13 protein-coding genes and 1 pseudogene are annotated in these 15,707 nt (G+C 40.4%); 12 read left to right on the forward strand and 2 right to left on the reverse strand.

Translation table 11 applies throughout. From position 1 onward, the window contains the following. Window positions 1–380: 380 nt before the first annotated feature. Window positions 381–674, reverse strand: a pseudogene (locus ADI86_RS11995) (helicase BlpT); the annotation flags it as partial. Window positions 675–996: 322 nt separating this feature from the next. On the opposite strand from ADI86_RS11995, the gene ADI86_RS02825 reads away from it, so the two are divergent. The 7 genes from ADI86_RS02825 (at window position 997) to ADI86_RS02855 (ending at window position 9,816) form a co-directional block, all read left to right on the forward strand. Continuing rightward, window positions 997–1,539, forward strand: coding sequence for a YceD family protein (locus ADI86_RS02825; protein WP_049531706.1), 543 nt, complete (start codon window positions 997–999; stop codon window positions 1,537–1,539). Beyond that, entirely contained in the window at window positions 1,539–2,168 is a 630-nt protein-coding gene (gene nth, locus ADI86_RS02830) for an endonuclease III (protein WP_000244443.1), read from the forward strand. The genes ADI86_RS02825 and nth overlap by 1 nt, the downstream gene beginning before the upstream one ends. 210 nt (window positions 2,169–2,378) lie before the next feature. After that, window positions 2,379–2,900, forward strand: a complete 522-nt coding sequence (pyrR, locus tag ADI86_RS02835) for a bifunctional pyr operon transcriptional regulator/uracil phosphoribosyltransferase PyrR (protein ID WP_033681983.1) — start codon at window positions 2,379–2,381, stop codon at window positions 2,898–2,900. An 18-nt stretch (window positions 2,901–2,918) separates the two neighbouring features. Next, complete coding sequence (locus ADI86_RS02840; RefSeq protein ID WP_049531707.1) at window positions 2,919–3,842, forward strand: aspartate carbamoyltransferase catalytic subunit; 924 nt, start codon at window positions 2,919–2,921, stop codon at window positions 3,840–3,842. 49 nt (window positions 3,843–3,891) lie between these two features. Then, the gene (locus tag ADI86_RS02845) at window positions 3,892–4,971 is read left to right on the forward strand and encodes a carbamoyl phosphate synthase small subunit (RefSeq protein WP_000166853.1); all 1,080 of its coding nucleotides are present in this window, start codon (window positions 3,892–3,894) and stop codon (window positions 4,969–4,971) included. 447 nt (window positions 4,972–5,418) lie between these two features. Further along, window positions 5,419–8,595, forward strand: coding sequence for a carbamoyl-phosphate synthase large subunit (gene carB, locus ADI86_RS02850; protein ID WP_049531708.1), 3,177 nt, complete (start codon window positions 5,419–5,421; stop codon window positions 8,593–8,595). 303 nt (window positions 8,596–8,898) lie between these two features. After that, on the forward strand, window positions 8,899–9,816 hold the full coding sequence (locus ADI86_RS02855; RefSeq protein ID WP_049531709.1) for a bifunctional riboflavin kinase/FAD synthetase: 918 nt from the start codon (window positions 8,899–8,901) through the stop codon (window positions 9,814–9,816). 87 nt (window positions 9,817–9,903) lie between these two features. Here the strand turns inward: ADI86_RS02855 and ADI86_RS02860 are convergent, their stop codons facing one another. Beyond that, a complete protein-coding gene (locus ADI86_RS02860; protein WP_000592070.1) occupies window positions 9,904–10,752 on the reverse strand; it encodes a YitT family protein in 849 nt (282 codons plus the stop codon). Window positions 10,753–10,893: 141 nt separating this feature from the next. Here ADI86_RS02860 and ADI86_RS02865 point away from each other — a divergent pair, with 141 nt between their 5' ends. The 5 genes from ADI86_RS02865 (at window position 10,894) to vicK (ending at window position 15,706) form a co-directional block, all read left to right on the forward strand. After that, window positions 10,894–11,733 (forward strand): DegV family protein, encoded by an 840-nt coding sequence (locus ADI86_RS02865; RefSeq protein ID WP_049531710.1) that lies wholly within the window; start codon window positions 10,894–10,896, stop codon window positions 11,731–11,733. 107 nt (window positions 11,734–11,840) lie between these two features. After that, window positions 11,841–12,116, forward strand: a complete 276-nt coding sequence (locus tag ADI86_RS02870; protein WP_001284637.1) for an HU family DNA-binding protein — start codon at window positions 11,841–11,843, stop codon at window positions 12,114–12,116. Window positions 12,117–12,428: 312 nt separating this feature from the next. After that, the gene (gene mutY / locus ADI86_RS02875) at window positions 12,429–13,604 is read left to right on the forward strand and encodes an A/G-specific adenine glycosylase (RefSeq protein WP_049531711.1); all 1,176 of its coding nucleotides are present in this window, start codon (window positions 12,429–12,431) and stop codon (window positions 13,602–13,604) included. A 55-nt stretch (window positions 13,605–13,659) separates the two neighbouring features. Next, the gene (yycF, locus tag ADI86_RS02880; protein WP_000722067.1) at window positions 13,660–14,364 is read left to right on the forward strand and encodes a response regulator YycF; all 705 of its coding nucleotides are present in this window, start codon (window positions 13,660–13,662) and stop codon (window positions 14,362–14,364) included. Then, window positions 14,357–15,706, forward strand: a complete 1,350-nt coding sequence (vicK, locus tag ADI86_RS02885; RefSeq protein WP_049531712.1) for a cell wall metabolism sensor histidine kinase VicK — start codon at window positions 14,357–14,359, stop codon at window positions 15,704–15,706. Before yycF ends, vicK begins: the two co-directional genes overlap by 8 nt. Window position 15,707 lies beyond the last annotated feature (1 nt).

The raw sequence follows: 15,707 nt of genomic DNA on the forward strand, positions 1-15,707 counted from the left end.
GACTAAATTTGTCCTTTCTCGAGATTAGCTTTTTTTCAACCCACTACAGTTGACAAAGAGCCTACTTTATCTAGTAGAGCCTAAAGTCACCGTTAAAAACTCCATTATCCAAGTCAAAAATTCCATCAAACTAGGTCAGTCTACCCCTATCCAACCCAAGAGGAGCAAATGGCTAGCTTTCTAGTTTTTTAATTTTCAAAGAGGATAAAGTACCAGAAAATCTAGTACCAAAAGAGCACACAAAAAGAGACAAAAACAAGATCTACTAAATAAAGTTCTTTATTTGATAGACTTAGTTGTTCATGTCTCCCTTACCTCCGAGTATTAGTACCTCTATCCTATACCTTTAAGTATATTTTGTCAATAGTAAATAAAAAATTCTAAACTCTAAAAGAAAAGCTGAAAACAGGTCCATATAGAGTTAGTACGTGTTTGACATGCTCGTAATGGAACTTGTCATAGTTGCGCCAAGCAGTACGAGCTTGATCGTTCAGTTTTAGGCTACCGAGACCTATCAGAAGACTGGTACGTTGGTAAAATTTTTCAATGTCTATTAAGATACTGTTGTTCAACTTTTCCGCTTTTTTGAGTTCTTGAAGAGTAGTATTTAGCAGCTCTTGCAGTCGAATATCATCTGCCGTTCCTTGTTTGTAGCTTTGGAAACTTTTATTTAATACTCAATGAAAATCAAAGAGCAAACTAGGGAACTAGCCGCAGGCTATACTTGAGTACGGCAAGGCGATGTTGACGCGGTTTGAAGAGATTTTCGAAGAGTATAACTCGGATAGGAGTTGGTAAGCATTAGTAATGAGTTCTTTGTCTTTCATGTGAGCATCCTCCTTGCTCTGATGTATTCTTGCCTATAGTATAGCACTAAAAAAACAAAAATATTATAGCAAACATATTAAAAAATCGAATTTTAATTTCAAAGTTTGGTGTGCTGATTTGTAGGCTTTTCATGGTATAATCAAGAGAGTAAATCTTTATGGAGGAAGTATGAAATTAAATATTCAAGAAATTCGTAAGCAGTCTGAAGGCTTGCATTTTGAACAAACCTTAGACCTAGCCGCAGACCTGCGTGCACGTAATCAAGAAATTTTAGATGTAAAAGATATCCTTGCTGTTGGGAAAGTACAGTACGAAGACCGTATGTATTTCTTAGATTATCAGTTGTCTTATACCATTGTCCTTGCTTCAAGTCGTAGTATGGAGCCAGTTGAGTTAGTTGAATCTTATCCAGTCACGGAAGTTTTCATGGAAGACGCAGCTAACCAGCTAGATCAGGAAGTTTTAGACGATGATTTGGTCTTGCCTATCAAAAATGGAGAACTTGACCTTGCTGAGAGCGTGTCAGACAATATCCTGCTTAATATCCCTATCAAGGTTTTGACGGCTGAAGAAGAAGCTGGTCACGGATTTGTTTCAGGAAATGACTGGCAAATCATGACTGAGGAAGAATACCAAGCTCAACAAGCAGTTAAGAAAGAAGAAAACAGTCCTTTTGCTGGCTTACAAGGACTATTTGATGGAGACGAATAATGGTTTTGTCAAAGAAACGCGCGCGAAAAGTGCTAGAAGAAATCATTGCCCTCTTCCCAGATGCCAAGCCCAGTCTTGATTTTACCAATCATTTTGAACTATTGGTTGCGGTCATGTTGTCAGCTCAGACAACGGATGCGGCGGTAAATAAGGCCACACCAGGTCTCTTTGCTGCCTTTCCAACGCCACAAGCCATGTCTGTAGCGACAGAGAGTGAGATTGCCTCACACATTTCTCGCCTGGGACTGTATCGAAATAAAGCTAAATTCCTTAAAAAATGTGCACAACAGTTACTAGACGATTTTGATGGTCAAGTCCCTCAGACGCGTGAGGAATTGGAGAGTCTAGCAGGGGTTGGTCGCAAGACAGCCAATGTTGTTATGAGTGTGGGGTTTGGAATTCCAGCTTTTGCAGTGGACACTCATGTGGAGCGTATTTGCAAACACCATGATATTGTCAAAAAATCAGCGACACCGCTTGAGGTGGAAAAGCGTGTCATGGATATCTTGCCACCTGAGCAATGGTTAGCAGCTCATCAGGCCATGATTTATTTTGGAAGAGCCATTTGCCATCCTAAAAATCCAGAGTGTGACCAGTACCCACAGTTATATGATTTTAGCAATTTATAAGATGAATCATCAAAAGTTTTTGCTTGATTTTAAGCATGCTTTGTGCTATAGTAATTGGTAACTAAATATTCCTTTAAACCTGTCCCGTGAGGCAGGCAAGGAGCTCGATAAAGTAGAAGGGTGAAGTCTATACTGTTTGCAGTAGGGCTCGCTTAGCTATACATTTCAAGTCTCCTTGTTTAAGGAGACTTTTCTTTTTGGAGGTTTGTCATGAAGACAAAAGAAGTTGTAGACGAATTGACCGTCAAACGAGCGATTACGCGTATTACTTATGAGATTATCGAACGCAACAAAGATTTGAATAAAATCGTCTTGGCTGGTATTAAAACTCGTGGTGTCTTTATCGCCCACCGTATCCAAGAACGTTTGGAGCAACTAGAAAATCTCTCAGTTCCTGTTGTGGAATTGGACACCAAACCTTTCCGTGATGACGTTAAAAGCGGAGAAGATACTTCTTTGATTTCTGTTGATGTGACAGGCCGTGAGGTTATCTTGGTGGATGATGTGCTCTATACAGGTCGTACTATCCGTGCTGCTATTGATAATATTGTCGGTCATGGTCGTCCTGCGCGCGTGAGTTTAGCAGTTCTAGTCGATCGTGGACATAGAGAATTGCCAATCCGTCCAGATTATGTTGGAAAAAATATCCCAACTAGTCGTTCTGAAGAAATCATCGTAGAGATGGCAGAACTTGATGGCCAAGACAGAGTTCTGATTACTGAAGAAGCTTAGAAAGCTAAAGGAGTAGCCATGTCAGAAAATCAACAAGCATTGAACCATGTGGTGTCCATGGAAGACCTCACTGTTGATCAAGTGATGAAATTGATCAAGCGAGGAATTGAGTTTAAAAATGGAGCCCAGCTTCCCTATGAAGACCACCCGATTGTTTCCAATCTTTTCTTTGAGGATTCTACACGGACGCATAAGTCCTTTGAAGTAGCAGAGATTAAACTGGGATTGGAACGACTTGACTTTGATGTGAAGACTAGTTCAGTTAATAAAGGGGAGACACTTTATGATACCATTTTGACTCTGTCTGCTCTAGGAGTGGACGTCTGTGTGATTCGCCACCCAGAGGTTGATTACTACAGAGAGTTAATTGCAAGTCCAACGATTACGACTTCCATCATCAATGGTGGAGATGGTTCGGGTCAACACCCTAGCCAGAGCTTGCTTGATTTGATGACTATTTATGAGGAATTTGGCCACTTTGAGGGTCTCAAGGTTGCGATTGCAGGTGACTTGGACCATTCACGCGTTGCCAAATCCAATATGCAGATTTTGAAACGCTTAGGTGCAGAACTTTATTTTGCTGGACCTGAGGAATGGAGAAGTCAAGAGTTTGCAGACTATGGACAGTTTGTAACTATTGATGAAATCATTGATCAGGTGGATGTCATGATGTTTCTCCGTGTGCAACATGAACGCCATGATAGTGGAGCTGTCTTTTCAAAAGACGACTACCATGCCCAACATGGCTTGACTCAAGAACGTTATGACCGTTTGAAAGAAACAGCAATCCTCATGCACCCAGCTCCAGTCAACCGTGATGTAGAAATCGCAGACCACTTGGTTGAAGCACCAAAATCACGGATTGTCCAACAAATGACCAATGGTGTCTTTGTTCGAATGGCAATCTTAGAATCCGTACTGGCGAGTAGAAACGCCAACTAAAACACAAGACGTTAAAAGACGCCAGTGAGCGTCCACGAGAGGTGAAAATATGACAAAAAGACTTCTAGTATTAGAAGATGGCACAGTTTTTGAAGGCAAGGCCTTCGGAGCAGATATTGATGTAACAGGCGAAATCGTCTTTAATACAGGGATGACCGGCTATCAAGAATCCATTACAGACCAGTCTTATAATGGACAAATCTTGACCTTTACTTATCCTTTGGTAGGAAATTATGGAATTAACCGTGATGATTACGAATCCATTATTCCAACTTGTAAGGGAGTTGTTGTTTTCGAAGAAGCACGTAGAGCTAGCAACTGGCGCAACCAAATGACGCTAGATGAATTTTTGAAAGCCAAGAAAATTCCGGGTATTTCAGGGATTGATACGCGTGCACTTACCAAGATTATCCGTAAGCATGGTACGATGCGTGCAACTTTGACTCATGTTGGGGACAGTATGGACCATGTGACGGACCAGCTCCAAGCGACAGTCTTGCCGACAGACAATATCAAGCAGGTTTCTACTAAAACATCCTATCCAGCTCCAGGAGTTGGTTTGAGCGTGGTGCTAGTGGACTTTGGTCTCAAGCACTCAATCTTACGTGAGCTTTCTAAGCGAAATTGTAACGTGACAGTTGTTCCTTATTCGACAACGGCTGAAGAAATTCTCCATCTCAATCCTGACGGAGTTATGTTGTCAAACGGTCCAGGTAACCCAGAAGATGTTCCACAGGCACTCGACATGATTCGCGGTGTACAAGGAAAAATTCCAATCTTTGGTATCTGTATGGGGCACCAACTCTTTGCAATGGCAAACGGGGCTAAGACTTACAAGATGAAGTTTGGTCACCGTGGTTTTAACCATGCAGTACGTGAAATTGCTACAGGACGAGTAGACTTCACCAGCCAGAACCATGGTTATGCAGTTAGCCGTGAGGATTTACCAGAGCACTTGATCATTACCCACGAAGAAATCAATGACAAGTCAGTTGAAGGTGTGCGTCACAGATACCAACCTGCTTTCTCTGTCCAATACCATCCAGATGCAGCCCCTGGTCCACACGACGCAAGCTACCTATTTGATGAGTTTATCGAGATGATGGAAGCTTTTAAACAATCAAACTAAGAACGAGTAAAAGCTCGTCAGAGAATTTACGTAACTGAACACGGACGGAAAGCTCGGAATTTAGAGAAACCAATTTGGATTGTCAATCCTTCCTTGGTTTCCTAAAATTCAATCGCTTTCTATTCGTCCTTTGTATCTTATTTAATGTCGCCCTGAGAGGCGACGAATAGAAAGGCAGGTCGTTTCTTTTAGTCGCTATCAGGCGAACTAAAAACTCCCTGCACTAGATTTTTTACCGAAAAGTATCGTTTCGCTAAAAAATCGTCGGAGAATTTATTTAATGGCAACCTGAGAGTTGCCGAATAGAAAGGAGAAGATACATTGTTCGCGGAAGTGAACACGCCCTAAGAACTGTGTGAAAAAGATAAACATCGTCTTGACGCTAAAGGCGTCTGCACCGATTTTCCTATTTTCACTGTGTTCTTTACGGGCTTTGTATCATAAACTATGCCTAAACGTACTGATATTCAAAAAATTATGGTGATTGGTTCTGGTCCGATTATTATTGGTCAGGCTGCTGAGTTTGACTACGCTGGGACCCAGGCTTGCTTGTCTTTGAAAGAGGAAGGTTATGAAGTTGTCTTGGTTAACTCAAATCCTGCAACTATCATGACGGACAAGGAAATTGCTGATAAGGTTTATATTGAACCGATTACACTTGAGTTTGTGACACGAATTCTTCGTAAGGAACGTCCAGATGCCTTGCTACCAACACTCGGTGGTCAGACAGGTCTCAACATGGCCATGGAATTATCTAAAAATGGTATCCTTGATGAGCTTGGTGTTGAGCTTCTGGGAACTAAATTATCTGCCATCGACCAAGCGGAGGACCGTGATCTCTTTAAACAGTTGATGGAAGAGCTCAACCAACCAATTCCAGAATCTGAAATTGTCAACACAGTCGAAGAAGCTGTTGCCTTTGCAGCAACAATTGGCTACCCAGTCATCGTCCGTCCAGCCTTTACTCTTGGTGGTACTGGTGGTGGTATGTGTGCCAACGAGGAAGAATTGCGTGAAATCGCTGAAAATGGTTTGAAATTGTCACCTGTTACCCAATGTTTGATTGAGCGTTCAATTGCAGGTTTCAAGGAAATTGAGTACGAAGTGATGCGTGATTCAGCTGACAATGCTTTGGTTGTTTGTAACATGGAAAACTTTGATCCAGTCGGAATTCACACAGGAGATTCCATCGTATTTGCCCCTGCCCAAACCATGTCAGATTATGAAAACCAAATGCTACGTGATGCGAGCTTGAGCATTATTCGCGCCCTCAAGATTGAAGGTGGATGTAACGTTCAGCTAGCCCTTGATCCACATAGCTTTAAGTACTACGTCATCGAAGTAAACCCTCGTGTATCACGTTCGTCAGCCCTGGCATCTAAGGCGACAGGTTATCCAATTGCCAAATTGGCTGCTAAGATTGCTGTCGGTTTGACCTTAGATGAAGTTATCAACCCAGTTACAGGTTCAACCTATGCCATGTTTGAACCTGCTCTTGACTATGTGGTTGCCAAGATTCCACGTTTCCCATTTGACAAGTTTGAAAAGGGTGAACGTCGTCTTGGAACACAGATGAAGGCGACAGGAGAAGTCATGGCGATTGGTCGAAACATCGAAGAATCACTTCTTAAGGCCTGTCGCTCACTTGAAATCGGTGTTCATCATAACGAGATTCCAGAACTTGCCAGTGTTTCAGATGATGACTTGATTGAAAAGGTTGTAAAGGCACAGGATGACCGTCTCTTCTACGTATCAGAAGCCATTCGCCGTGGTTACACACCAGAAGAAATTGCAGAACTTACAAAAATCGATATCTTTTATCTTGATAAACTCTTGCACATCTTTGAAATTGAGCAAGAATTGGGCGCTCATCCACAAGATCTAGAAGTCTTGAAAACAGCCAAACTCAATGGTTTCTCAGACCGTAAGATTGCTGAACTATGGGAAACGACCGCTGATCACGTTCGCCAACTTCGTTTGGAAAACAAGATTGTTCCAGTTTATAAGATGGTAGATACTTGTGCGGCAGAGTTTGACTCTGAAACACCATACTTCTATTCAACCTATGGTTGGGAAAACGAGTCTATCAAGTCTGATAAGGAATCCGTTCTAGTCCTAGGTTCTGGTCCAATCCGTATCGGTCAAGGGGTTGAGTTTGACTATGCAACTGTTCACTCGGTTAAGGCTATTCAAGCTGCTGGCTACGAAGCCATCATCATGAACTCAAACCCAGAGACTGTTTCAACAGACTTCTCTGTATCAGATAAGCTCTACTTTGAACCATTGACATTCGAAGATGTTATGAGCGTCATTGACTTGGAGCAACCAAAAGGAGTTATCGTTCAGTTTGGTGGTCAAACAGCTATCAACCTTGCTGAGCCATTGGCTAAAGCAGGTGTGACTATCCTTGGTACGCAGGTTGCTGACCTAGACCGTGCCGAAGACCGTGACCTCTTCGAACAAGCTCTCAAAGACTTGAATATTCCACAGCCACCTGGACAGACTGCTACAAACGAAGAAGAAGCAGTACTTGCAGCCCGAAAGATTGGTTTCCCAGTCCTTGTTCGTCCTTCTTATGTCTTGGGTGGACGTGCTATGGAAATTGTAGAAAACGAAGAAGATCTCCGTTCTTACATGCGCACAGCCGTTAAGGCAAGTCCAGATCATCCAGTTCTTGTAGACTCTTATATCGTCGGTCAAGAGTGTGAAGTAGATGCTATCTCAGATGGACAAAATGTCCTCATCCCAGGTATCATGGAACATATCGAACGCGCTGGTGTCCACTCAGGTGACTCCATGGCTGTTTACCCTCCACAAACCTTGTCTCAAAAAGTGCAAGAAACGATTGCAGACTACACAAAACGCCTAGCAATCGGCCTTAACTGTCTTGGTATGATGAACATTCAGTTTGTCATCAAGGATGAGAAAGTCTACGTTATTGAGGTCAATCCACGTGCCAGCCGTACTGTTCCATTCCTATCAAAAGTAACCAATATCCCGATGGCTCAGGTTGCAACTAAGTTAATTCTTGGTCAAAGTCTTGAAGAACTTGGTTATCAGGATGGACTTTATCCAGAAAGCAGTCGTGTTCATATCAAGGCGCCAGTCTTCTCATTTACCAAGCTAGCGAAAGTAGACAGCTTGCTCGGTCCTGAAATGAAGTCAACAGGGGAAGTTATGGGTTCTGATACGACTCTTGAAAAAGCCCTCTACAAGGCCTTTGAAGCTTCTTATCTTCACTTGCCAACCTTTGGGAATGTTGTCTTTACCATCGCTGATGATGCCAAGGAAGAATCTTTGGGATTGGCTCGTCGTTTCCAAGAGATTGGATACGGGATTTTGGCAACTCAAGGAACAGCATCCTTCTTTGAAAATCATGGTCTTAAGGCCCAATTGGTAGGGAAAATTGGTGATGATGAAAAGGATATTCCGAGCTTTGTACGCAAAGGGAAAATTCAAGCCATCGTCAATACCGTTGGAACAAAACGTACAGCAGACGAGGACGGTGAGCAAATCCGCCGTTCAGCCATTGAACATGGAGTTCCACTCTTTACAGCCTTGGATACAGCAGATGCCATGCTTAAGGTACTTGAAAGTAGAAGTTTTGTCACAGAAGCCATTTAGGCTCTGCTTTATTTGAGAATAAATTATTAACCAGCGTCAAAAGACGCTGGTTTTTACGATATTAGTGCAGACTATTCAACTATCAGTTCTTCACTCAAGAATGACTCTAAATTGTGATGCTATAAGAATAAATTGGGAATGGCTTATGATGTCAATCGTTCCTCTTTTTTGTAATTCTAGTATATCAGAGTCAATATATGTTTACACGGTGCTGCATTTTGCAAAAATGGTTATTTCAGGTTAAAAAACGACATTTCAGATTTTCTATTCCAGAAATAGCTATCACTATGATATAATTATTTTATGATTATTACTATTCCTATAAAAAACCATAAAGATATTGGCACACCATCTGATTCAGTTGTAGTTCTTGGCTATTTTGATGGTATACATAAGGGGCATCAAGAATTATTTCGTGTTGCCAATAAGGCTGCGAGAAAGGATTTATTACCTATCGTAGTTATGACCTTTAATGAATCTCCAAAGATTGCTTTAGAGCCTTATCATCCGGATTTATTTTTACATATTTTGAATCCTGCTGAACGTGAAAGAAAATTAAAGCGCGAAGGTGTAGAAGAATTATATCTTCTTGATTTTAGTAGTCAATTTGCTAGTCTCACGGCAGAAGAATTTTTTGAAACCTATATCAAGGCTATGAATGCCAAAATTATTGTTGCAGGTTTTGATTATACATTTGGTTCTGACAAAAAAACGGCAGAAGATTTAAAGGATTACTTTGATGGAGAAGTTATCATTGTTCCACCTGTAGAAGATGAGAAAGGAAAGATCAGTTCAACTCGTATTCGTCAAGCTATTTTAGACGGAAATGTGAAAGAAGCAGGAGAACTTTTAGGGGCACCGCTTCCATCAAGAGGTATGGTGGTTCATGGCAATGCTCGAGGTCGCACGATTGGTTATCCAACAGCGAATTTGGTGCTTTTAGACCGTACTTATATGCCAGCAGATGGTGTTTATGTCGTTGATGTTGAGATCCAAAGACAGAAATATCGTGCTATGGCTAGTGTCGGGAAAAATGTGACCTTTGATGGAGAAGAAGCACGTTTTGAAGTCAATATTTTTGATTTTAATCAAGATATTTATGGTGAAACCGTCATGGTTTATTGGCTTGATCGCATTCGAGATATGACCAAATTTGACTCAGTTGATCAATTAGTGGATCAGTTAAAGGCAGATGAAGAAGTAGCTCGCAATTGGTCTTAAGAGTTTGAGTAATTAAAAAAGAGGTTGTCTGTAACCCAAAAGATAGATGATTTAGTCTAACTTTTGAGGTCACTACACTACCTCTTTTTATTCTTTTTCAAAGGTGAAGCCTTCTCCAAGGATTTCATGGGCTTCTGTGATCGTGATAAAGGCTTGAGGGTCAATTCGATGAATCATTTCCTTCATTTTCACAATCTCATTTCTACCGACAATACAGTAGATAATCTTCAAATCTTTTTGACTATAGTAGCCTTGACCGGAAATAAAAGTAACACCTCTTCCTAGGTCATCATTAATCGCCTTAGCAAGTTGATCAGGACGTTTTGTGATAATCATGAAGCCTTTACCTGCATATCCTCCTTCACCAATCAAGTCAATAACACGAGAAACGATAAAATCAAATAAGAGCGTGTAAGAAACCAATCTCAAATCCTTGAAGATGAGGAGGATAAGCATAAGAATACAAAAATCTAAGATAAAGAGTAGTTTCCCCATGGATATATGAGTGTATTTGTTGAGAATACGAGCTACAATATCAGTTCCGCCAGTTGTCCCACCAGCATTAAAGATAATTCCGAGCCCAATTCCTAATAGAATCCCAGCTATAAGGGCTGTAATCAGTAAATCACCTTGCAGATCAATATGAAGGGGAATACGCTCAAAAAAAGCCAACCAGGCAGACAAGGCTAAGGTTCCGAGCAAACTAGAATAGAGAGATTTTGCTCCAAATATTTTCCAAGCTAGGATAAAAAGGGGAATGTTAATCAGCAGGTTCATGAGGGAAACAGGGATTTTAAAAAGATAAAAGGTGATGAGGGTAATACCTGTCGCTCCTCCTTCAAAGAGGTGATGAGGAACTACAAAATAAGTTAGCCCAAAAGCATAAATGGCAGCACCTAGTAAAATGGTTAAAACGGGATAAATTTTTTTAATCATAGGACACCTCTTTTCTTATAAGTAGATTATATCAAATTTTTAAGAAAAAATTGAATGACTCCATTAGGATTTTCAATCTTTTTTTGATATAATTAGAAGTGAGAAAACCAATCTGAATCCTAAAATAGAAAGATTGATACTATGACAAAAATTAAGATTGTAACTGATTCATCTGTTACTATTGAACCTGAACTAGTAAAGCAATTAAATATTACAATTGTTCCATTATCTGTAATGATTGATAATGTTGTTTATTCTGATGCGGATTTGAAAGAAGAAGGTAAATTTCTTCAGTTGATGCAAGAAGCTAAGAATCTTCCGAAAACAAGTCAGCCACCTGTAGGTGTCTTTGCTGAAGTGTTTGAAGACCTATGCAAAGATGGTAGCCAGATTCTTGCTATTCATATGTCCCATGCCCTTTCTGGTACTGTAGAAGCAGCGCGTCAAGGTGCTAGCCTATCTACTGCAGATGTGACTGTTCTTGATAGCTCTTTTACAGATCAAGCCTTGAAATTCCAAGTTGTTGAGGCTGCGAGATTAGCTCAAGAAGGCAAAGACATGGAGACCATTTTATCTCATGTAGAAGAGGTTAAAAACCACACAGAACTTTATATTGGCGTTTCAACTTTGGAAAATCTTGTCAAAGGTGGACGAATTGGCCGTGTAACCGGATTGTTGAGTTCACTTCTCAATATCCGTGTTGTCATGCAGATGAAGGACCATGAATTGCAGCCAATTGTTAAAGGTCGTGGAGCTAAAACTTTTAAAAAATGGTTGGATGAGTTGACAGCATCTCTCTCTGAACGTTCTGTAGCAGAGATTGGAATTTCATATTCTGGTAGTGCTGATTGGGCAAAAGAGATGAAAGAAAACTTACAAGCCTATGTTGAAAAGCCAATTTCAGTTTTGGAAACAGGATCTATTATTCAAACTCACACGGGTGAAAACGCTTGGGCTATTTTGGTACGTTACCACTCCTAAAAAAATAAATAAAATGGGAAGAAATAGCGTTTTTAACTTGACCTAAAAGGGATTTTAGGATATGATTATACTTGTTAATTAGAAAATAAATTGGAGGAATCGTTAACATGGCAAACAAACAAGATTTGATCGCTAAAGTAGCAGAAGCTACAGAATTGACTAAGAAAGACTCAGCAGCAGCAGTTGAAGCTGTATTTGCAGCAGTAGCTGACTACCTTGCAGCTGGTGAAAAAGTTCAATTGATCGGTTTTGGTAACTTTGAAGTTCGTGAGCGTGCTGCACGTAAAGGTCGCAACCCACAAACTGGTAAAGAAATCACAATTGCAGCTTCTAAAGTACCAGCATTCAAAGCTGGTAAAGCTCTTAAAGACGCTGTTAAATAATTAGCCTTTAAAAAGCCTATTGTATCAAGCTTTCTAGCTTGGTCAATAGGCTTTTATTTTTCATTTTTTCACTTGTTTTAGGATGATATCAACCTGCATTTTCATCGTTTTATAAGAGAGATGAGTCTTTATGGTTTATTTGTCTCAAAATCAAACCCTGAAGGTGGATAATCGCATTCTATGATATTTTATTGATTTTCAGTTGTAATCATATCAAATATTTAAGTAGAAAGAAAAATCATATACTATCTATTGAAAATATTATAAATCAGATAAAAAGACAGGTGAAATCTTCTGTGTTATACTAGAGATATGTTAGATTTGAAAGAATATGGTATCGTTATGTGGCCAGAGAGGAAGATTGTTTCTTTTCGTAAGAAACTTCTTACTTGGTATGATGAAAATAAAAGAGATTTACCGTGGCGTAGAAGTAAAAATCCTTATCATATCTGGGTGTCTGAAATTATGCTCCAGCAGACTAGGGTGGATACGGTTATTCCTTACTATGAACGATTCTTAGACTGGTTTCCAACAGTGGAAAGTTTGGCAACTGCGCCTGAAGAAGGTTTGTTGAAGGCTTGGGAAGGTTTGGGCTATTATTCTCGAGTTCGTAATATGCAGGCTGCTGCTCAACAGATTATGGCTGATTTTGGTGGCCAATTTCCAAACACCTATGAAGGAATTTCCAGCCTGAAAGGAATTGGTCCCTACACAGCAGGAGCTATTTCCAGTATTGCTTTTAACTTGTCTGAGCCAGCTGTAGATGGTAATGTCATGCGTGTCTTGGCGCGTCTATTTGAAGTTAATCACGATATTGGGATTCCAAGTAATCGCAAAATTTTTCAGGCAATGATGGAAATTCTGATTGACCCAGAACGGCCAGGTGACTTTAATCAAGCCTTGATGGACTTAGGATCTGATATTGAGGCCCCTGTAAATCCTAGGCCAGAAGAGAGTCCAGTGAAGGATTTTAGTGCGGCATATCAGAATGGAAGCATGGACCGTTATCCAATTAAGGCTCCAAAGAAAAAGCCTGTTCCTATTTATCTTAAAGCCTTGGTGGTCAAAAATACTCAAGGACAATTTTTACTTGAAAAAAATGAAAGTGAAAAGTTGTTGGCAGGATTTTGGCATTTTCCCTTGATAGAAGTAGATGAGTTTCCGCAAGAGGAGCAGTTTGACCTCTTTCATCAGGTTGCGGAAGAAAACATGAACTTTGGTCCAAGTCCAGAAGAGAGTTTCCAGCAGGACTATGACTTAGATGTTGATTGGCTTGATGGTTGTTTTGAGACTGTCAAGCATGTCTTTAGTCATCGCAAGTGGCATGTTCAAATTGTAGCAGGTCAGGTAAGTGACTTCCATGACTTTTCAGATAGGGAAGTTCGCTGGCTTTCACCAGAAGAGTTTAAGGATGTTCCACTTGCAAAACCCCAACAAAAAATCTGGCAGGCTTATGCAAAAGCCAATATAGACAGTAGCAAAGACTAGCTATTGTGTCTTCTTGTTATTTTTTTGGTATAATAGTAGAGAAAAAGGTGAACAAATGAAAAAAATATTAATTGTAGATGATGAAAAACCAATCTCGGATATTATCAAGTTTAATATGACCAAGGAAGGTTACGAAGTTGTAACTGCTTTTAATGGTCGTGAAGCCCTAGAACAATTTGAAGCAGAGCAGCCAGATATTATTATTCTGGATTTGATGCTTCCAGAAATTGATGGTTTAGAAGTTGCGAAGACTATTCGCAAGACAAGTAGTGTGCCTATTATCATGCTTTCAGCTAAAGATAGCGAATTTGACAAGGTTATCGGTTTAGAGCTTGGGGCGGATGACTATGTGACAAAACCCTTCTCAAATCGTGAGTTGCAGGCGCGTGTTAAAGCACTTCTGCGTCGTTCTCAGCCTATGCCAGTAGATGAGCAGGAAGGAGACAGCAAACCTCAGCCTATCCAAATTGGAGATTTAGAAATTGTACCAGATGCCTACGTGGCTAAAAAATATGGTGAAGAACTAGATTTAACCCACCGTGAATTTGAACTCTTGTACCACTTGGCTTCTCATATCGGTCAAGTGATTACACGTGAACACTTGCTTGAAACTGTCTGGGGTTATGACTATTTCGGAGATGTTCGAACAGTCGACGTAACTATTAGACGTTTGCGTGAGAAGATTGAAGACACACCAAGCCGTCCTGAGTATATTCTAACACGTCGCGGTGTTGGTTATTATATGAGAAATAATGATTAAACTAATTAAAGACACAGTTTTAACTAGTGATTTTATCTTTGTCCTCATTCTACTTGGCTTTATTTTAGTGGTGACCTTGCTTTTACTAGAAAATCGTCGGGATAATATTCGGTTGAAGAAAATCAATCAAAAGGTAAAGGACCTGATTGCAGGAGATTATTCTCAGGTATTGGATATGCAGGGAAGCTCTGAAATCACTAATATTACCAATAATCTCAATGATTTATCAGAAGTAATCCGTTTGACCCAAGAAAATCTGGAACAAGAGAGTAAACGATTGCACAGTATCCTCTCTTACATGACAGACGGAGTCCTTGCGACCAATCGTCGTGGTAAGATTACCATGATTAATGACATGGCTAAGAAACAATTAGGCGTTCAGAAAGAAGATGTTCTTAATAAAAGTATTTTAGAATTGCTTAAGATTGAAGATGAGTATGAACTTCGCGATTTGATCACCCAGATTCCTGAGCTTATGATTGATTCTCAGGATGGTAATGGTGAATATCTGAGTCTTCGTGTACGTTTTGCTTTGATCCGTCGTGAGTCTGGCTTTATCTCTGGTTTGGTTGCTGTTTTACACGATACGACGGAGCAGGAGAAGGAAGAGCGCGAACGGAGGCTCTTTGTTTCCAACGTTAGTCATGAGCTACGGACGCCTCTAACTAGTGTGAAATCTTATCTTGAAGCCTTGGATGAAGGAGCCTTATCAGAACCTGTCGCACCAGACTTTATCAAGGTCTCTCTAGACGAAACTAACCGTATGATGCGGATGGTGACAGACCTTCTCCATCTTTCACGTATTGATAATGCAACCAGTCATTTGGATGTAGAGATGATTAATTTCACTGCTTTTATTACCTTTATTCTTAACCGTTTTGATAAGATGAGGGGACCAGATGAAGAGAAAAGATATGAATTGGTGAGAGATTATCCAATTACCTCTGTCTGGATTGAAATTGATACTGACAAGATGACACAGGTGATTGACAATATTATTAACAATGCCATCAAGTATTCGCCGGATGGCGGGAAAATCACAGTGACCATGAAGACGACTGATGATCAGATGATTTTGTCTATTTCTGACCAGGGATTGGGGATTCCAAAGCAAGATTTGCCACGTATCTTTGACCGTTTTTATCGTGTGGATCGTGCCAGAAGTCGTGCCCAAGGTGGTACGGGTCTAGGACTAGCAATTGCTAAAGAAATTATCAAACAACATAAGGGCTTTATTTGGGCCAAGAGTGAATACGGTAAGGGATCAACCTTCACCATTGTGCTCCCTTATGATAAGGATGCAGTGAAAGAAGAAGTATGGGAGGACGAAGTAGAAGACTAGA

It is taken from the genome of Streptococcus pseudopneumoniae (genome assembly GCF_001074975.1).
In the GTDB taxonomy this organism is placed as follows: Bacteria; Bacillota; Bacilli; order Lactobacillales; family Streptococcaceae; genus Streptococcus; species Streptococcus pseudopneumoniae_D.